Origin of the sequence: Clostridium sp. AM27-28 (assembly GCF_003480955.1) — a bacterium.
In the GTDB taxonomy this organism is placed as follows: Bacteria; Bacillota; Clostridia; order Lachnospirales; family Lachnospiraceae; genus Otoolea; species Otoolea fessa.
The window spans coordinates 1-15,299 of record NZ_QUJT01000020.1 but is presented as its reverse complement, the minus strand read 5'-3'; the positions used below and the strand labels follow the sequence as shown (position 1 = coordinate 15,299).

Here is a 15,299-nt window from a genome sequence, read left to right as displayed (position 1 = left end):
CTTTTCTCTCCTGCCCCAATTTCTAACCGCTGCTTTCCAGTCCTTCATGCGATTCTTACCGACCATCCAGCCGTTACTGGTGTAAAAGTCAATAAAGCGTGCTGCATCCACGTTCGTGTAACCCATTTCCCGGCAATATTCACTCACATTCTCCAGGGTGGGAGGCGCGAAGCGCTTTTCTTTAACACCATCTATGGTGTTTTCTTTTAAATCATTATCATACTCATTATCATTATCAGCTTTTTTTGCTTTTTCAGAAAAGCATTTGCTTTTTTTGCTTTCCTCCGAAACCATTTGCTTTTTATCAGAAGCATTTGTTTTCGGTCTTCCGCCTTTCTTTCCTGCTTCCGATCTGGCTACACACGCTTCTTTGTAGCGCTGGCTGTCCGCATCCAGCTGCTGTTTAATAAGCTCGAATACAAACGCCAGCGCCGGATCCTGCGGAACAGCATCCGGGTCTTTCTGATAGGCGTAGATCGCTTTAATGAGTTCGCCCGCCTGCTCGTTGCTCATCTTTTCGATGGCAGCGCCCCAGCTCTCATACATGACAAAAGATTTCTTATCGCTCATCCAAGCCCATCTCCTTCCCCGCCTGCCAGTCCCGGTAATAGCAGATCCATGTATCCAACAGCAGAGTAATGATTCCACCGCGAATCTGCGCTTTCAGCTCATCGAAAATATCATCCGAATACATCCGCTGGAAGTTCTGCAGGTACATGGACACCCGCCACGGCTCATAGTTACGCCGGTGCATTACCACCGGAATCTCGCCCGCCCTGGCGTCCCTGGAAGACTGCTGCAGCGCTTTCCGGAGTCTCAGGTCTTCCACTCGTTTTACTTCGATATGTACATTCGGCAGCCCGATCACATCCGCATCGCCGGAAGCCCCGCAATACTGCTGACCCCGGCGACAGTTATATCCATAGTCCTGCAGGATGCCCGCAAGTTCACGCTCGCCGCGCTTTCCTTTTTCTCTCTGCATCTTCCCCATCCTGCTTATCCTCCATCTCTGAACATACTGAGCTGTCTATATATACCTTTAGGTTCTCTTCTGGTCGTCGCAAATTTAAGTGCTCCCGCCTGTGCTGCGCGGATTGCCTGCACGCGGCGATCTTGCCGCTTAGACCAGCGCTTGGCATCTGCCCGCCCCGCATCCGTTGTCTCCGGCAGGTAATAGCCCTTGCCATCGTCACGGGTCAGAATCGCATAATCAAGCCGCAGAATCTCTATTCCCTTGCGGAGCATCCGATCGCTGCATCCAAGGCGCTTGCACAGCTCCCTGCGGGTCTGCGCGTTCTTATGTCCTACACCCAGCGCATTGTATAAAGCACTGGTAAAGATTTCCATTTCTGTCAATTTCTTTTCCGACAAATCTCTTCCCCCTTCCGGAGCGGGAGGGTCGGTCTCCCTCCCGGTAAACCAATGGCATCCTTTAAAGGTTGGTAATATATAACACGGTAAGGCGTGCCAGGATGCTGTCTACGGGTTGCTATGTACAAGCCCTGCGGCTGTTGTACCGTTATAAATAACTCTTGCCAAACTCGGCAATAAACTGCTGTCTGCTGCCGATGTGAGCCTCATAATACTCCTGTGCCTGACGTTTCAGACTCTCGTCGAACTCTTGGTTCATATGGACACTGTACGGCGTCATGTTATGCCAGTCTGGGCGGAGCGGAACGATAAAGCCATATGCCTCCGATCTGCTCCGGTTGGCTCCATTAAATACATGATGGATTGCCACCTCCTGGCTGCCGGTAATGATACAATGTTTTAAATCATCCGTCAGTACGCTGTACAGTTTCTTTCTTCCTGTGGTTTTCTTCATATTCTGCCATCATCCGAGCCAACTCCTCCGGCGGCAGGGTTTCAATCCCCTGCTCCTTACATTCCGCTACCAGCCCGTTTATCAACTCGCTCATTTCCTTTGTATCGTAGGTACTGGATCCGGCAAGCACCGTATATGTACGGTATGCTTTCCCATCCTTGCCCTGCTTAACCTGCGAAGTTGGACGGATGTGGAAGGTTTCCGCCTCCAGCGCCGTCTCTTCCGCTTCGGTCGTGTCCGGCACAACCAAATACGCCATCTGACCGGCAATCATGAGATTCTGACCGTACCTCCGAAGCATGAGATTGTGCGCCCGCGGCTTGGATATGCCCGCCACCTCTGCCAGACGTGAGAGAAGCACCCAGTAATACGCATTCGCGTCCAGGCTCCGCTTCTCCCGCCATTGCTTTGCAATGATCCGCAGGGGCTTGTCCTTCATCTTGTCAATCGACGATGACACATCCGATTCCAGCTCAAACGTCAGCCGCATCCGACCGGTTTTCCAGTCCATCGACACATCTTTTAAAGTTCCCTTACTCTCCATAGGCTAATTGAACGGAAGACCGCTCGTTTCATCCTCCGGCGGCACCGTGGCTGGATCTACTTTCCCTTTGGATTTATCCGGCGTGTTCTTAAAACTCTTCATCGCGCTCTGGAAGCGTTCCACCGTCAGGTGTTCCAACGAATCTACACCGATTGCTTTCAAAATGCATTTCGGACTCTTTCCGATTCTGTCGCACTCTTTCAGGAATACATTCCTCATCGCTTCGGTTGCCAGCTCTGGGGCTTTCTCGGAAGCTGGCGGCGTCTCCGCATCCGGATCCTTCATTTCCTCGGTTGGAATGCAGAACACCTGGAAGCAGGCATATTTGAATGCAGCCGACATCGCTTTATTGGTTGCTTTGTCGCCGCTGTCCATCCCTTCGCCAACTACCACCGCCTCGATGTGGCTGCCATCCTCGGCATAGAATGTATATTTCATACGGCAGACCGAATATAAAAGCATCCCGCCCTTTGCAGTCCTGCGTTCCTCCCGCGTCTGATCCATAACCTCCGGGACAACGAACAGGTGATGCTTAATAAATGCCGGATTCAGCGCATTTATGACTGCGTCAATGCCGCGATACTTGAAGTTCTGCTGCTTATTTAACGAATCTTTCCCGACTACTCCCACATCTTCCATGACGGCCGCTATCGTCTGGAAAATATTCTTTTTTGTCTCTCCCATATCTCTGCCACCTATCTAATGATCATGTTGCTACGGGTTACAATCGATACGCCAGGAATCTCAACGCCATTGTCCAGCGCCTCTTTCAGCGCTGTCTTATTCAGCTCTGGATCCTTGCGCCGGATGAACGCTTCCGGAAGTGCATTGATATCCCCGGCGTATTCAATCGCTTTGCTGGCACGGTACGACACCGCCACTCTGCTTGTCTTAAACTTCTGACCATCCAACACTCTTTTAACATACTCCTGCAGCGATTCCGCCTTTCTCTCGGCTTCTCTCTGGCGTGTTTCCAGCACCTTCTTTTCATTTTTCAGCTGCTCCGCATCACTTTTCAGATCCTTAATCCAAAGCAGGACATTCTCGATCTTCTCGTCTCTGGCTTCCTGCAGCGCATCCAGCGCCGCATAAGCCTCTTCATTTACAATCTCCCCCGTCTCTTCATCGACCGCCGCCTCAAACGCTTCCATGATGCGGGCATCAATCTCATACAAATTCATAAGCTACCTCCGGTTCATTTGCTCTATTTTCATTTCTCTGATTTCTATGGTTGATCCGGTTCTTCATATCTTTCCGGCACTCCTCACAAGCCAAACCGCCGTCTTCCAGATATGCGCCGCAGCAGTCACATCTTTCCAGCATCCTGTAACTCCTTTTTCTTGTTCGCAAGCTCTTTCAGCAGCCGATTCATATCTCCAGCGTGGTTGAGGAAGGCTTGAGCACTCCAACATCCTCCTGCGCCGCGTGTAAAGCTCCATCCATTTTGATACACGCTAACATCTACGTCTGCTACGTGACCCGAAAACGAAAAGAACGCCGTAGGCTTGCGTCCAGTAATGTCCTGAGCTCTTTTCTGTGTGGTATTAATTTCCAACACCATCTCCAGCGCCTCATGAATCTTCTTCCGGCGCATCTTCTCAATTTTCTTTTCCAGTCTCTTCTTCATCAGAATCCTCCTCCCGTGTTGCTTCCGCAGCTATAAGAAATGCCGTATAGAAATCTGCATACGATTTTTCCAGCTCTTTTCCCGAAAAAATTTCTTTCAGGAGTACCAGCGCATTCGCGGCCAAGATTACTGGAATATTTGAACGCTCAACATCTCCAATGATAAACGTCTCTGAATTTTCGGTTGCACCATACAGAATTGCGGTGCCGAGGATCACGTCCCCTTCAAGTTCTGTCAGATTTTTATGTCTAATTGTTGCTTTTACCATTGCATCCTCCCGAATCTCTTGATATAATCAAGCTGTTAATATTTTTATTGATTTGACCGTTCAGCTCTGCCAAGCTGGCGGTCTTTTTCTTTGGTTTCCCATAACCGGTGTACCGGCTGGCATTCAGCAGTGCACCGGCTCTGTTCGTTCCGTTGGTTCTTCTACTCATGAGCTTCTAACCACTCCTTCCCTTTGCAGATAACTCCGAGCAACTTTGCAATGTCTTCACCCTTATAGGCTTCCTCTTCTACTTCGAGATATCCGATGAGATAATGCACACACGCTTTGACACGTAATGCATCATCCCTGTAATCATCCTTTGGTTCGAGGATTTCACTAGGCATTCCCTCAACGATTCTTCTAATTTCTTTTGCCATCTTCTCCACCTCCTAATGCAATACCAAGAGCGCCCCGGTCGCGATCCCCGCAACCGCCGACATCACTACCGCTACCTCTGCCATCAGATGCAAATGCTTGTCCTTCTGTCTCAGCTCCGCTTCCAACGTCTGGATCATCTGGTTGCGCTGGCTCCGCAGGTTCATACACTCGATTTTTCTTTCCTCTCTCATTACGCTTCCTCGCTTTCTTCTTATAATCTTTGCACGGGTATTCCCGATCGGATTCCATACACCGCCAGCAACTCCGACAGGTCTTACACGACTTTTCTTTCATTTTCATATTTTGCAATCACATTATTGCGAATCTCCAGAAGCCGCAGCACATACGCCCCAGACACCTTCCACGGCGCAGATTTAAGATTATGGAGCGTTGACAGCGATACTCCCAGCTCACCAGCAAGTTTTTCATTTGCCCAACTGGTTCGAATCTTAATTTCGTTTATCCAATCCGCCGTACAATAGCTCCATGATGGCTTTTTCTTAAATGCAGTTCTTTTCATTTCTTACGCCTCCTTCTCATCCTCTGTTGCGAACAGATCATATATCTTGTTTCCATGTCTCCGTTATGCTATGATCTTCATACAGGCTCCCGTCAGAGCCAAGTACAAAAGAAAGGGGACACCCATGAATGCTAATTTTGATTCTCTTTTTTCACACCCATTAGATTTATCTTGGGTAATTACAGCTGTTATTGCTATTGCTGCTTTTTTATCTCCCGTAGCTGTTGCTTTAATTAATAATCACCATGCATATAAAATGAAAAAGCTCGAATTCTGTCATGAAGAAAATATGAAAAAATTATCTCTTTCCCATGAAGCTGCTCAAAAGCAATTTGAAATTTATTATGCTGATAAAAAAACTGCTTTTAGTGAGGTACTTCGCTCCGCTGGTAACTTTACCGCTTCGAAGCAATCTCTTGAACGCTATCAAAATGTCCACTCCGCTGTCGATACAGCTCTTTTGTTCTGTGATTCCCAAAACCAAAAAACACTTATTTCGTTCATGGATAAAATCGACAACGAAGTCTTTGGTAGCGGATCCTCAAGAGAAGAACGAACAATGTATTCTTCTCTTATCGCATCTTTAGGTTGTGAACTTAATAAAGAACTAACTTCTACCAAGCAAATCGTAGAACGCGAATAGCGTAAACATGATCGATATAAACAGAGCCCATACAGGATACACCTTGTTATGTGGCTCTATTTTTTTCATAATCAGAACGCATAATGCTCCTAAAAGCCAGCAGCCAATTAACAATACTATCTTCATCCCTCTCACCCCCCTACTCCAACAGATCTTCGATCGCTATTCTGCTTCCGCGAAATACTCCACCGGAACGTCGAAGTATTTCGCAAGAATCAGAAGCTTGTCGAACTTCGGCGCATAGTTTCCATTCTTCCAATTAGAAAGTGTTGCTGTCGAAATTCCAGTATCTGCTGCGACTCTATAGTCTGTTATATTTCTCTTGTCTCGCAGCTCTGCATATTTTTTATACAAAATAGACACCTCCTTCTTTAAAATCTATTGACTTTAGCTAAGGTTTCTTATATAATCAAAGTACCATCTAAGTTATTTAAGAAACCAAAGCCTATGTCATTGTTTGTAGCTTAGATTTCTTAGCTACATTCATACAATAGCATAGATATCTTAGCTTGTCAATATTTTTAGCTAATTTTTCTAAGCTATTCAGGCGGAAAGGAATATAATGTATGAGATTTTTGAACAGCTACTTTCCAAGTATGGAGTAACCGCCTATAAAGTAGCTAAGGAAACTGGTATTACTACTGCAACGCTGTCTAATTGGAAACAAGGAAAATACACTCCCAAGCAGGATAAGCTACAGAAAATTGCAGATTATTTCGGCGTGTCTTTAGAGTATCTGATGACCGGAAAAGAAGAGGTTGTAAAAGAAAAAGCCCCGGAGCTTACAGCCCGGGACGAAAGAGATATAAAGAAAGACCTCGACTCCCTACGCGAGAAACTGGCCAATAAAGAATCTGGTCCGGCGGCATATGACGGGCAGGATATTCCGGAAGAAGATATTGATCTGTTTTTGGGACAGGTGGATCTTATGCTCCGACGAGTGAAAATCAAAAACAAAGAAAAATACAATCCGAATAAAAACAAAAAGTAGGTGATCTGGGTTGAATGACTATGTCAGAAAAAAGGCCTTAGCTTATAGAAGAAAATTTAATACTTCTGATCCGTTTAAACTGGCCGACGCTCTTGGCATCGAAGTCATGACCTGCGACATTGGTTCCCGGCTCGGCTGCTATATGTATCTGAAACGGTCAAAGTGCATCTGGATCAGTGAATCTCTCGAAGGCAATGAGCGAATGTTTGTTATGGCTCATGAGTTGGGGCATGCAATTCTGCACCCGAAAGAAAACTGCTATTTTTTAAGGACTCACACCTTGCTGAATACGAAATTAGAAGTCGAAGCAAATAAATTTGCTGTGGAATTTTTAATTCCGGACGAAATATTAACAGAATATCTTAAATACAAAGAATGCTCCATCGAGCAGGTATCCAGATTATTGGGGTATCAAAAAAAATTAATTGAACTACGATTAAAATAGCTTTGGCATTTTAATAAAAAACACTAAGGAGAAAAGGTATGAAAAGAAAAATATTTTTTGTAGCATTGCTGTGTACATTCTCTTTGTCGGCTTGCGGCGGTGGAAACACATCGACAACCGAAACGCCAACAGAAAGCTCCGTCGAAGAAACTGTTGCCGAAGAAAGCACTGCAGAAGACAGCTCCGTTTCCGCTGATAACGATTCCGACGGCTGGGGAAGTGTACGAGCGTTAGGACTTGATAATTCAACCATGCTTTCTATTTATCAAGACTATCAGACCGCTTGGGAATCTTCACCAGAAGATCCGATTGCGAAAAGAGATTATGAAGCACAGGTTGATGAAGAGATTGCAGAAAAATATGGTATTTCAACAGATGATGCTTCTCACGTATATATGTATGTACTGGGAAACTACGATAAAATAGCTGCTGAAAACGGTGCTTCCGATACATCAGAAATTCAACTTCATTATGGCGATTTGCTTAGTACCACTGTAAACGGGACAACCATCGTCCTGAAAGCCAAGATTACATCCAGTTTGACTAAAAAAATGACCGTAGCTAGCTGCTTTTACGATGTATATGACGCGGTCGAAAAATATGGTCTGGATCAATATGATGAATTGCAATACTGGGCGGTCGCTGATATGACAGACGGAAGCGAACAAAAAGTTATTAGCTTTACTGTTCCGCATGATACTCTTGAAAAAATCGCCAATGGGTCGATTGTAGAGGGGCAGTTACAAAGCTATTCGACTGATGTATGGTTAAGCCCTGCTTTACAGTGATTTCCTAAAGTGGTCGATTTCGACCACTTTAAATAGCAAAACCGCCCGGTATTGGCGTACCGAACGGCTTTACATAGATTTTCTCTTACAGGATCGCTCCCGGAAGATATAATCAAACTTGAACACTTTGAATTATATCATTCTTCCGGGCGCCCTGCAAGGGGTGTATTTCCTATACCCACCAAGGAGGATGATATCATTATGGCAAAACGCAAAAATTCACTCCCATCCGGGAACTTTCGTGTTCTGGCTTTAGATTACACAGATCCGGATGGTAAACGTCATTATAAGTCCTTTACCGCGCCGACCAAGAAAGAGGCGCGGATGCTTGCAGACGAATGGAAATTATCAAAGAAAAGGAACCGCGCCGAAAATATATCCGTTCGTGTCGCTGTCCAGCGATACAAGGACATGAAAGCAGCCGTCCTTTCCCCGTCTACCCTACGCGGCTATGCAGGACTCTTGCGGACGCACTTCCAGGGCGATTTCGGCAGCACACGCCTTAATGAATTGAACAGCCAGATTGTACAGATCTGGATATCTGATTTATCGAAAAGGCTTAGCCCTAAGACCGTCCGAAATGCCTATGCGCTTCTGACAGCGGCTCTCGATATGTTTGCCCCCGACCTTTCCATCCGCGTACAGCTTCCCGCCCGGAAGCACCCGGAGCTATATTGTCCGAACGACACAGATATTCAGCGCCTCCTGGCTGAATCTGCTGGAACCGATCTGGAAATAGCCATTCTTCTGGCTGCATTTGGTCCGCTTCGCCGTGGCGAAATCTGTGCTTTGACTTCCCGTGATATTAAAGGGAACACCATAACTGTCAGCAAAAGCATTGTGCGCAGCGAGGACAATGAGTGGATAACCAAGTCACCCAAAACCTACGGCAGCTATCGAACTATACAAATGCCAGAATTCTTTTTTAAACATATACGCGGTAAAAAAGGGGCACTGTGTAACCTGAACCCCGATCAGCTCACGCGAGAATTCGAACGGGTTCTGGATCTCTGCCAGCTCCCCCACTTCCGCTTTCATGACCTGCGGCATTATTCCGCGTCCATCATGCACGCGATCGGAGTCCCGGATCAATACATTATGCAGCGCGGCGGCTGGTCCTCTGATAATGTGATGAAAACCGTCTACCGGAATGTCATTGATTCGGAGGCAGAAAAGCAGAGTCAGCTGATCCTTGAACATTTCCAAAAAGTTGCAAACGTAAAATCATGCAACACGAAATGCAACACGATGCCTGAAAAGCATTGATATTAAAGGCTTCTTCGCGGGTTCAAGTCCCGCAGCCGGCAGATTTGAAAGCCCTTGAAAATATTGGATTTTTCCTTTATTTTCAAGGGCTTTTGGTGTTTTCAAGCAAATATCTATCAGCCTTTCTTATCCTGTTTCATCTCCCGCCTTTTCTTAGTCATCAGACCGCCAATCCGCCCGCTCTCCTTGGCAGTCAGGCTTCTCCAGCCATACTGCCGTACCTTGTCTGCCAGCCCAATTTCTTCCGCCACCTCATATTTCAGCCGCTCTGCCGGGGTCATTTTCTCAAAATCCACCTTATTTTCATCCATAAAAAATACTCCTTTCCACCTTGTGTACTCAGAGTATGTCCATTTTCTGGAAAACTATTCGCATTGTTTTTCTCTGTCCAGCTGCTCTTCCATCTCATCCGGCTCGTCGATCTCTTCCGGCAGCTGCTCCGTATCATCCCATATCTCCTCCGAATCTCCCCAGTTATATTTATCCTGAAAATTTTTTTCCTGATCGATCAGAAAATCCAGCCCGGCAGCTGCGCCTCCGATGGCAGCCCCGATCGATGTCACGCCGATTCCACCCACAAAGAGGACGGCGCCTATGATTGCCATTTTTTTCATCCATTTTTTCATTTTCCTATCCTCCTATGCCCTGGCTGACAGATAACCTGCCGCCTGACGGCAAAGCTGAATGATTCCCTTGACTGCCCACGGCAGAAATACACCGTAAAACAGGATACAGCCGCATATCAGAAGCAGACAGCTGCCCTCTGCCGCGATACCCAATCCGATGAACATCAGTCCCATCGCAAAATGTTCAAACAGACTCGCCGTACCCAGAACAAACAGCATAATTCCGCCAACAAACACCAGCACCGTCATCAGTCCCAGCACCACCAATATCGCTGCCAGTGCGACTGCCAGCCCAAAAACACTTCCCACAGTTCCCGTTACCAGCGAAAAGATAAATGGAAGAACTGCAAGCACTACCAGAACTGCCACAACCATTCCAATCTTGGAACCGGTTATTTTTTCTTTTAAGCAATGCAGCATCTCGCTCAGACGGCTTCTTTGATTCTCATTGGATGCCGCATTTTCTCCCGTTTCCTCATCCCGAAATTCCCGGAATGGGGCATCCTCGGTTCCAGCCTGAAATCCTGCTTCTTTTTCTCGTTCTCCCTGTTCTGCCCCACCGCTTCTGGATAAAGTCGTCCGCTTTTCTTCAAACCGGCTGTCATTGTACCCCCGGTCTGTAAATTCGCCGCCACTCCATTCACTCTGCAGCTCCGTCCGGATTACCTCGGCAATATGCTCCGGACTCTGAAATTCTGCAAGTACCTCTTCTTCCTTCTCCGGTCCCGCTTCCTCCAGATAATCGCGGTAATAGTCAATCGCATCCCGTTTTTCTTCTTCCGGAATATCCTGCAAGAGCGCTTCCAGCCTCTCTAAAAATGCTTCTTTTTTCATGATCTGCCTCTCCTTATCCCTCTTTCAGTATCTCTGAAATTTTTCCTGCATACACGTTCCACTCACCCCGGTAAAGATTCAGCTGAATCCGTCCCGCCTCCGTTATTTTGTAATACCGTCGGTTTCTGCCGTCGATCGCCCGGTCATATGTTTCCAGGCAGTCATCCTTCTGAAGCCGCCGCAACACCGGATAAAGCGTGGACTCCGATATTTCGATTGCCTGACGGACATCCTGCGTGATCTTATACCCATATGTTCCTTCTGCAGATTTTGATACAACTGAAAGGACGATCGCATCCAGAAGCGCAGCTCCTGTATTAAAAACCATCTTATCCCTCCTAAGATTCACTAATTCAAAATATAATATTTTTTCTTGTTTAATATTATATATTATATAATATTGTATCTAAATTATATATCAGTGTACCTTCTTTGTCAATATTTTTCCAAATATCCTTATGACTCACTCCAATCCATCTTTCTGCTCCCACAACCCTTCACCACGCCGTATCCCGCTCCTCATCACGCAAAAAACAGACCGTACAACCTATGTTCCATCACATACGCCATACTGCCTGTTTTCATTTTTATCTTAATAAAATCACCAAATAGCTTTCTACAGCGCCAGAAACAGCCAGCTCTTTCTTCCAATCCCAGAAATACCCAACTGCGTTCCGGTCAAGAATACCATGCCCCACGCCATCGCAAAAACGGCTGCCACCTCCACATTCTTCCTGTGGAAGTGACAGCCTGATGATTCTTTCATCCTCCGTCTGACGCACTATCTGTCCGATGAGAAACTGGCGTCAACCGTTTGATTAGTTTTCTTCTGCTTCCTGATTCTCAAGAGCTTTCATGCTCAGGCTGATCTTGCGGTCTGCCTCGTTGAAATCAACTACCTTAGCAGTGATAACCTGTCCTACGCTCAGTACGTCGGATGGTTTGTCAACATGCTCTCTGGAAATCTGGGATACGTGAAGAAGTGCATCTACACCTGGCTCCAGCTCAACGAATGCGCCGAAATCAGTCATACGTGCTACCTTGCCTTCTACTACGTTGCCTACAGCATATTTCTCAGCTGCGTTTGCCCACGGATTGCTCTCCGGGAACTTTAAGCTCAGAGCGATCTTCTCGCCGTTGATATCTTTGATCAGAGCTTTTACTTTATCGCCTACTTTGAAAACCTTCTTCGGATTCTCAACTCTGCCCCAGGACATCTCAGAGATGTGAAGCAGACCGTCAGCGCCGCCAAGGTCGATAAATGCACCGAAATCAGTTACATTCTTAACAACACCTTCTACGGTCTGACCAACAGCGATCTTCTCGAATAATTCTTTCTGCATAGCAGCTTTCTTCTCAAGCAGGATCTGCTTGCGGTCGCCGATGATACGGCTTCTTCTTCCGCTCGGATTGAACTCGGTAACTACGAACTCAATCTCCTGACCTGCGTACTTGGATAAGTCTTTATCATAAGTATCAGAAACCATGCTTGCCGGAATGAATACACGGGTTCCCTCAACCTCTACTACGAGGCCTTTCTCCATAACCTGTGTAACTTTCTCTTTCAGAACTTCCTTGTTCTCGAAAGCTTCTTTCAGACGTTTCAGACCCTTATCAGCAGCCAGTCTCTTGTAAGATAAAGCAGCCATGCCCTCTCCGTCGTTTACTTTCAGAACTTTTGCTTCCAGTTCGTCGCCGACCTGAACTTTGGTTCTAAGATCTACGCCCGGCTCATTGGTGAATTCGCTTCTTGTGATGATGCCTTCGGATTTGCTTCCAGCGATGCTGAGAATGATTTCGTCTTCCTTGACACCGATAACCTGACCGGTAACAGCCTCTCCTGTACGTAATCTCTTGAATGATGATTCTTCAAACATTTGTTCAAAACTTAATTCTGACATTAGTATGAACCTCCTCGATAATTTGATTTGGGGTCGATGCCCCGGCTGTAATACCTACGCTGCGCACAGTACCTGTTATCTCAGGCTTGAAATCTTCCAGTGTCTGAATGTAGTAAGTGTGTTTACATTCCCTGCGGCAAATCTCATACAACTTTTGTGTGTTAGAACTGTTCTTGCCTCCAATCACAATCATAACATCAACCTGTGAAGCTATCTGCCTCGCCTCAACCTGTCTCTCCTGTGTTGCATTGCAAATCGTATTTAAAACAAGTATATCATAATACGTTTTTGAAATTTTTTCAACTAAATCTTGAAATTTATTGTAGTTAAATGTCGTCTGCGCCACGATACAGAGCTTTTCATCCGGTCTGAGTGCCAGATTTTCAAATTCCTCCAGTGACTCGACTGCCAGAGTATACTCATTTCCCCAGCCTTTGATACCCTCGACCTCCGGGTGGTGCTCATTTCCCACGATAATCACGCGGCGTCCGGCTTCGCACTGTTCCCGGACAATCTTGTGGATCTTTTTGACAAATGGACAGGTCGCGTCCACAAGCTCCAGTCCCTGGCGTTCCAGGAGTTCATAGATCTCCCTGCCTACGCCGTGGGAACGGATGACGACCACGCCTTCTTTCAGGGCTTCCAGTTCCTCCTTCGAATTGATGACCTGTACGCCCTTCTCTTCCAGATCCTGCACCACCTCTTCATTGTGGATGATGGGACCGTAGGTATAGATCGGCTTCTTCCCCGTCGCTATCTGATCATATACCTTCTCGACTGCCCGCTTCACGCCAAAGCAGAAGCCAGCCGTCTTCGCAACTGTGATTTCCATGTTCCTGCCCGCCATTCCTCCTATTCCTCATCGTCTTGGATAAATAAATCCCCTCTGTCTCCTTCATAAAATCCACTTTTGCTCCTGTCTCTCATAGCATCCCGCGAATTCTCCAGAATAGAAATTCTTCCGCCTTTAATCGGCAACTCATTTACCCTCATTGTTATAGTTTATCATACTTTAGACTGCTGGTAAAGTCTAAATCGACGTAAAATTATATAAAATTTACACGATTAACTGATTTTGCAACCGCATTTCGGAATTTACGCCGCATTCAGTCCCTGTCTTCGGAAATTGCCGTTACTCCTTTTGCCTCCCGGCAGCCGGATCGGTGTCCGGATCATCCGACCGGATGCCTGCCAGACGCATAAACTCACGCATCGCTGCCGTCACATAACGCCCCCGCTTGACCGAAAATGTAATCTCCCGCTCAGACAGCGGGTCGTCCAGCTTATAATAGACCAGCCTCGGGTCCTCCGGACGCCACTGTACAATATCAGAACGCACAAACATCGCTCCAACCCCGTTGGAGACGATATTTAAAGAAGTCAGCACCTGATCCACCATCATCACAGTTTTCATCGTAAAACCGCCGTTGCGGCACATTTTCGCGCCTCGTTTATACATATCATTGCCCGGTTTCATCGTGATAAACGGCACATCCTTAAATTCCTTTAACGGAACCGCCTCCACCTCCGGTTTTAAAAAGGACTTGGACAGAATCTCCTGCCTGGACAGTCGGTATGGCTGCAGCTTCCGGTTAACCGGAAAACTTTCCGGAACTGCCAGAATCAGATTTTCCTTCCGGAATAAATACCGTTTGATCGAAGTATCGTCCTTCTCCATCGCCGTCTCCAACACCAGATCCAGCGACTCATTTTCCAACCCCGCTTTCAGCTCCCGCGTATTTCCTTCTGTTAGGTCAATCGTAACCTGCGGATATTTTGTCTGAAAACGGGCAATCAGATCCGGATACACAAACGAGCAGAAATAAGATGCACCGCCGAGCGCCAGCGTGCCGCCCTGAAGCCCCGCAATATCTTGAAAATACCGTTCCAAATTCCGTTCCAGAAAAAGAATCTTTTCAACGGTACGGATGTAATACGCGCCCTCCTTCGTCACCGTCAGCGGAATCGTACTGCGATCAAAAATCGGCGCTCCCATCTCTTTCTCTGCCTTCCGCACCATGTTGCTGAGTGCTGGCTGGCTGATAAAAAGCTTCTTCGCCGCTTTGGAAAAACTCTTTTCTTTGTAAACCTCATACACGTACTTCATTTCATTCAGCATTTGTCAATTCCCCCTGTCCATTTTCCATCCTGCTTTGCTTAAACGAATATAACCGCCATATCTAACAGTTATTTTTTATTGTTATTATTTTATCATAAGATTTCTATATCTGCAAACAAATAAACTGTATTTTCCGTCCATTTGTCGTTTTTCAGACAGAATCCAGCTTGTTTTACGAAACTTCCATGTGCGTGAATCAGCACTCAAAAGAAGCTGCGAACGCCTGCGCTCTGCACATCTAAGGCAGCTAACCTGCGTCCACAGCTTCCATTTTTAATATGGAGGTTTACCAATTCCTATGCTTTTACCAATTCCCGATGTTTTATATTGCGACTGCTCAAGGGGAAATCACAGCCGCAATTCATGCAGTCTTTCATTGACAATTCATTCTTGATATTTCGTAATATGTAGCCATCTTATTTATCGCCCAGGCATACAACCTTGCCGTCTTTTACGATCAGGACTTCTTCCGGTGTTCCCTCGTCGAAGATAACGGTCGGATTGTACTGTACCATGTCGATATG

General features: G+C 46.4%; 28 protein-coding genes. 5 read left to right on the top strand and 23 right to left on the bottom strand.

What is annotated here, in order from left to right; all coding sequences use genetic code 11:
* The 14 genes from DW720_RS15805 to DW720_RS15015 form a co-directional block, all read right to left on the bottom strand.
* The coding region (locus tag DW720_RS15805) for a DUF6291 domain-containing protein (protein WP_207665589.1) at positions 1-570 on the bottom strand (570 nt) is incomplete at its 3' end.
* Positions 560-982 carry a hypothetical protein gene (locus DW720_RS15070; RefSeq protein WP_333491471.1) on the bottom strand — a complete coding sequence of 141 codons (423 nt, stop codon included), beginning with the start codon at positions 980-982 and terminating at the stop codon, positions 560-562. The genes DW720_RS15070 and DW720_RS15805, both read right to left, overlap by 11 nt.
* A 14-nt stretch (positions 983-996) precedes the next feature.
* The gene (locus DW720_RS15065) at positions 997-1,371 is read right to left on the bottom strand and encodes a hypothetical protein (protein WP_118749804.1); all 375 of its coding nucleotides are present in this window, start codon (positions 1,369-1,371) and stop codon (positions 997-999) included.
* Between the two features lie 148 nt (positions 1,372-1,519).
* Positions 1,520-1,825: a phosphoenolpyruvate carboxykinase gene (locus tag DW720_RS15060; RefSeq protein ID WP_118749803.1), complete on the bottom strand. Its 306-nt coding sequence runs from the start codon at positions 1,823-1,825 to the stop codon at positions 1,520-1,522.
* On the bottom strand, positions 1,776-2,336 hold the full coding sequence (locus DW720_RS15055) for a hypothetical protein (protein ID WP_147355520.1): 561 nt from the start codon (positions 2,334-2,336) through the stop codon (positions 1,776-1,778). The genes DW720_RS15060 and DW720_RS15055 overlap by 50 nt, the downstream gene beginning before the upstream one ends.
* Before the next feature lie 36 nt (positions 2,337-2,372).
* Complete coding sequence (locus tag DW720_RS15050) at positions 2,373-3,053, bottom strand: ERF family protein (RefSeq protein ID WP_118749801.1); 681 nt, start codon at positions 3,051-3,053, stop codon at positions 2,373-2,375.
* Between the two features lie 11 nt (positions 3,054-3,064).
* Entirely contained in the window at positions 3,065-3,550 is a 486-nt protein-coding gene (locus DW720_RS15045) for a siphovirus Gp157 family protein (RefSeq protein WP_118749800.1), read from the bottom strand.
* Positions 3,537-3,692 (bottom strand): hypothetical protein, encoded by a 156-nt coding sequence (locus tag DW720_RS15800; RefSeq protein WP_182431328.1) that lies wholly within the window; start codon positions 3,690-3,692, stop codon positions 3,537-3,539. The genes DW720_RS15045 and DW720_RS15800 overlap by 14 nt, the downstream gene beginning before the upstream one ends.
* The gene (locus tag DW720_RS15040; RefSeq protein WP_118749799.1) at positions 3,676-3,996 is read right to left on the bottom strand and encodes a hypothetical protein; all 321 of its coding nucleotides are present in this window, start codon (positions 3,994-3,996) and stop codon (positions 3,676-3,678) included. The genes DW720_RS15800 and DW720_RS15040 overlap by 17 nt, the downstream gene beginning before the upstream one ends.
* Positions 3,968-4,264 carry a hypothetical protein gene (locus DW720_RS15035; RefSeq protein ID WP_118749798.1) on the bottom strand — a complete coding sequence of 99 codons (297 nt, stop codon included), beginning with the start codon at positions 4,262-4,264 and terminating at the stop codon, positions 3,968-3,970. The genes DW720_RS15040 and DW720_RS15035 overlap by 29 nt, the downstream gene beginning before the upstream one ends.
* Positions 4,245-4,433, bottom strand: a complete 189-nt coding sequence (locus tag DW720_RS15030) for a hypothetical protein (RefSeq protein ID WP_118472812.1) — start codon at positions 4,431-4,433, stop codon at positions 4,245-4,247. The genes DW720_RS15035 and DW720_RS15030 overlap by 20 nt, the downstream gene beginning before the upstream one ends.
* Positions 4,426-4,641 carry a hypothetical protein gene (locus DW720_RS15025; protein ID WP_118472813.1) on the bottom strand — a complete coding sequence of 72 codons (216 nt, stop codon included), beginning with the start codon at positions 4,639-4,641 and terminating at the stop codon, positions 4,426-4,428. Before DW720_RS15025 ends, DW720_RS15030 begins: the two co-directional genes overlap by 8 nt.
* Before the next feature lie 12 nt (positions 4,642-4,653).
* Positions 4,654-4,833: a hypothetical protein gene (locus tag DW720_RS15020; protein ID WP_118749797.1), complete on the bottom strand. Its 180-nt coding sequence runs from the start codon at positions 4,831-4,833 to the stop codon at positions 4,654-4,656.
* Between the two features lie 83 nt (positions 4,834-4,916).
* Positions 4,917-5,162, bottom strand: coding sequence for a hypothetical protein (locus DW720_RS15015; protein WP_118749796.1), 246 nt, complete (start codon positions 5,160-5,162; stop codon positions 4,917-4,919).
* 124 nt (positions 5,163-5,286) lie between these two features.
* On the opposite strand from DW720_RS15015, the gene DW720_RS15010 reads away from it, so the two are divergent.
* Positions 5,287-5,805, top strand: a complete 519-nt coding sequence (locus DW720_RS15010) for a hypothetical protein (protein ID WP_118749795.1) — start codon at positions 5,287-5,289, stop codon at positions 5,803-5,805.
* 162 nt (positions 5,806-5,967) lie between these two features.
* Here the strand turns inward: DW720_RS15010 and DW720_RS15005 are convergent, their stop codons facing one another.
* Positions 5,968-6,168: a helix-turn-helix transcriptional regulator gene (locus tag DW720_RS15005; RefSeq protein WP_347474711.1), complete on the bottom strand. Its 201-nt coding sequence runs from the start codon at positions 6,166-6,168 to the stop codon at positions 5,968-5,970.
* A 199-nt stretch (positions 6,169-6,367) separates the two neighbouring features.
* On the opposite strand from DW720_RS15005, the gene DW720_RS15000 reads away from it, so the two are divergent.
* The 4 genes from DW720_RS15000 (at position 6,368) to DW720_RS14985 (ending at position 9,295) form a co-directional block, all read left to right on the top strand.
* Positions 6,368-6,796, top strand: coding sequence for a helix-turn-helix transcriptional regulator (locus tag DW720_RS15000; protein ID WP_118524340.1), 429 nt, complete (start codon positions 6,368-6,370; stop codon positions 6,794-6,796).
* A gap of 10 nt (positions 6,797-6,806) precedes the next feature.
* Entirely contained in the window at positions 6,807-7,241 is a 435-nt protein-coding gene (locus DW720_RS14995; RefSeq protein ID WP_243021919.1) for an ImmA/IrrE family metallo-endopeptidase, read from the top strand.
* Positions 7,242-7,279: 38 nt separating this feature from the next.
* Positions 7,280-8,029 (top strand): hypothetical protein, encoded by a 750-nt coding sequence (locus DW720_RS14990; RefSeq protein ID WP_118749794.1) that lies wholly within the window; start codon positions 7,280-7,282, stop codon positions 8,027-8,029.
* A 201-nt stretch (positions 8,030-8,230) separates the two neighbouring features.
* Positions 8,231-9,295 carry a site-specific integrase gene (locus DW720_RS14985; RefSeq protein ID WP_118749793.1) on the top strand — a complete coding sequence of 355 codons (1,065 nt, stop codon included), beginning with the start codon at positions 8,231-8,233 and terminating at the stop codon, positions 9,293-9,295.
* Between the two features lie 116 nt (positions 9,296-9,411).
* Here the strand turns inward: DW720_RS14985 and DW720_RS14980 are convergent, their stop codons facing one another.
* From DW720_RS14980 to DW720_RS14945, 8 genes are all read right to left on the bottom strand, one after another.
* Complete coding sequence (locus tag DW720_RS14980; protein ID WP_106999744.1) at positions 9,412-9,606, bottom strand: small, acid-soluble spore protein, alpha/beta type; 195 nt, start codon at positions 9,604-9,606, stop codon at positions 9,412-9,414.
* A 54-nt stretch (positions 9,607-9,660) separates the two neighbouring features.
* Positions 9,661-9,921 carry a hypothetical protein gene (locus tag DW720_RS14975; RefSeq protein WP_118467562.1) on the bottom strand — a complete coding sequence of 87 codons (261 nt, stop codon included), beginning with the start codon at positions 9,919-9,921 and terminating at the stop codon, positions 9,661-9,663.
* Positions 9,922-9,933: 12 nt separating this feature from the next.
* Positions 9,934-10,755 carry a DUF1700 domain-containing protein gene (locus tag DW720_RS14970; protein ID WP_106999742.1) on the bottom strand — a complete coding sequence of 274 codons (822 nt, stop codon included), beginning with the start codon at positions 10,753-10,755 and terminating at the stop codon, positions 9,934-9,936.
* Positions 10,756-10,768: 13 nt separating this feature from the next.
* Complete coding sequence (locus DW720_RS14965; protein ID WP_022360428.1) at positions 10,769-11,083, bottom strand: PadR family transcriptional regulator; 315 nt, start codon at positions 11,081-11,083, stop codon at positions 10,769-10,771.
* 288 nt (positions 11,084-11,371) lie between these two features.
* Positions 11,372-11,521: a hypothetical protein gene (locus tag DW720_RS16250; protein ID WP_333490962.1), complete on the bottom strand. Its 150-nt coding sequence runs from the start codon at positions 11,519-11,521 to the stop codon at positions 11,372-11,374.
* A 52-nt stretch (positions 11,522-11,573) separates the two neighbouring features.
* Positions 11,574-12,656 (bottom strand): 30S ribosomal protein S1, encoded by a 1,083-nt coding sequence (gene rpsA, locus DW720_RS14955; RefSeq protein ID WP_022360427.1) that lies wholly within the window; start codon positions 12,654-12,656, stop codon positions 11,574-11,576.
* Positions 12,637-13,488: a 4-hydroxy-3-methylbut-2-enyl diphosphate reductase gene (gene ispH, locus DW720_RS14950; protein ID WP_118742698.1), complete on the bottom strand. Its 852-nt coding sequence runs from the start codon at positions 13,486-13,488 to the stop codon at positions 12,637-12,639. The genes rpsA and ispH overlap by 20 nt, the downstream gene beginning before the upstream one ends.
* A gap of 300 nt (positions 13,489-13,788) precedes the next feature.
* Positions 13,789-14,775, bottom strand: a complete 987-nt coding sequence (locus tag DW720_RS14945; RefSeq protein WP_118742498.1) for a LysR family transcriptional regulator — start codon at positions 14,773-14,775, stop codon at positions 13,789-13,791.
* Positions 14,776-15,299 lie beyond the last annotated feature (524 nt).

Bases quoted from the DNA above. Each gene is read 5' to 3' on its own strand.
- DW720_RS15060 (WP_118749803.1), bottom strand. From the start codon at position 1,825: ATGAAGAAAACCACAGGAAGAAAGAAACTGTACAGCGTACTGACGGAT.
- DW720_RS15025 (WP_118472813.1), bottom strand. From the start codon at position 4,641: ATGGCAAAAGAAATTAGAAGAATCGTTGAGGGAATGCCTAGTGAAATC.
- DW720_RS14990 (WP_118749794.1), top strand. From the start codon at position 7,280: ATGAAAAGAAAAATATTTTTTGTAGCATTGCTGTGTACATTCTCTTTG.
- DW720_RS14975 (WP_118467562.1), bottom strand. From the start codon at position 9,921: ATGAAAAAATGGATGAAAAAAATGGCAATCATAGGCGCCGTCCTCTTT.
- DW720_RS14985 (WP_118749793.1), top strand. From the start codon at position 8,231: ATGGCAAAACGCAAAAATTCACTCCCATCCGGGAACTTTCGTGTTCTG.
- DW720_RS14980 (WP_106999744.1), bottom strand. From the start codon at position 9,606: ATGGATGAAAATAAGGTGGATTTTGAGAAAATGACCCCGGCAGAGCGG.
- ispH (WP_118742698.1), bottom strand. From the start codon at position 13,488: ATGGAAATCACAGTTGCGAAGACGGCTGGCTTCTGCTTTGGCGTGAAG.
- DW720_RS14965 (WP_022360428.1), bottom strand. From the start codon at position 11,083: ATGGTTTTTAATACAGGAGCTGCGCTTCTGGATGCGATCGTCCTTTCA.
- DW720_RS16250 (WP_333490962.1), bottom strand. From the start codon at position 11,521: ATGAAAGAATCATCAGGCTGTCACTTCCACAGGAAGAATGTGGAGGTG.
- DW720_RS15030 (WP_118472812.1), bottom strand. From the start codon at position 4,433: ATGAGTAGAAGAACCAACGGAACGAACAGAGCCGGTGCACTGCTGAAT.
- rpsA (WP_022360427.1), bottom strand. From the start codon at position 12,656: ATGTCAGAATTAAGTTTTGAACAAATGTTTGAAGAATCATCATTCAAG.
- DW720_RS15010 (WP_118749795.1), top strand. From the start codon at position 5,287: ATGAATGCTAATTTTGATTCTCTTTTTTCACACCCATTAGATTTATCT.
- DW720_RS15020 (WP_118749797.1), bottom strand. From the start codon at position 4,833: ATGAGAGAGGAAAGAAAAATCGAGTGTATGAACCTGCGGAGCCAGCGC.
- DW720_RS15070 (WP_333491471.1), bottom strand. From the start codon at position 982: ATGCAGAGAGAAAAAGGAAAGCGCGGCGAGCGTGAACTTGCGGGCATC.
- DW720_RS14970 (WP_106999742.1), bottom strand. From the start codon at position 10,755: ATGAAAAAAGAAGCATTTTTAGAGAGGCTGGAAGCGCTCTTGCAGGAT.
- DW720_RS15000 (WP_118524340.1), top strand. From the start codon at position 6,368: ATGTATGAGATTTTTGAACAGCTACTTTCCAAGTATGGAGTAACCGCC.
- DW720_RS15015 (WP_118749796.1), bottom strand. From the start codon at position 5,162: ATGAAAAGAACTGCATTTAAGAAAAAGCCATCATGGAGCTATTGTACG.
- DW720_RS15040 (WP_118749799.1), bottom strand. From the start codon at position 3,996: ATGAAGAAGAGACTGGAAAAGAAAATTGAGAAGATGCGCCGGAAGAAG.
- DW720_RS15055 (WP_147355520.1), bottom strand. From the start codon at position 2,336: ATGGACTGGAAAACCGGTCGGATGCGGCTGACGTTTGAGCTGGAATCG.
- DW720_RS15035 (WP_118749798.1), bottom strand. From the start codon at position 4,264: ATGGTAAAAGCAACAATTAGACATAAAAATCTGACAGAACTTGAAGGG.
- DW720_RS15045 (WP_118749800.1), bottom strand. From the start codon at position 3,550: ATGAATTTGTATGAGATTGATGCCCGCATCATGGAAGCGTTTGAGGCG.
- DW720_RS15050 (WP_118749801.1), bottom strand. From the start codon at position 3,053: ATGGGAGAGACAAAAAAGAATATTTTCCAGACGATAGCGGCCGTCATG.
- DW720_RS15800 (WP_182431328.1), bottom strand. From the start codon at position 3,692: ATGCTGGAAAGATGTGACTGCTGCGGCGCATATCTGGAAGACGGCGGT.
- DW720_RS14945 (WP_118742498.1), bottom strand. From the start codon at position 14,775: ATGCTGAATGAAATGAAGTACGTGTATGAGGTTTACAAAGAAAAGAGT.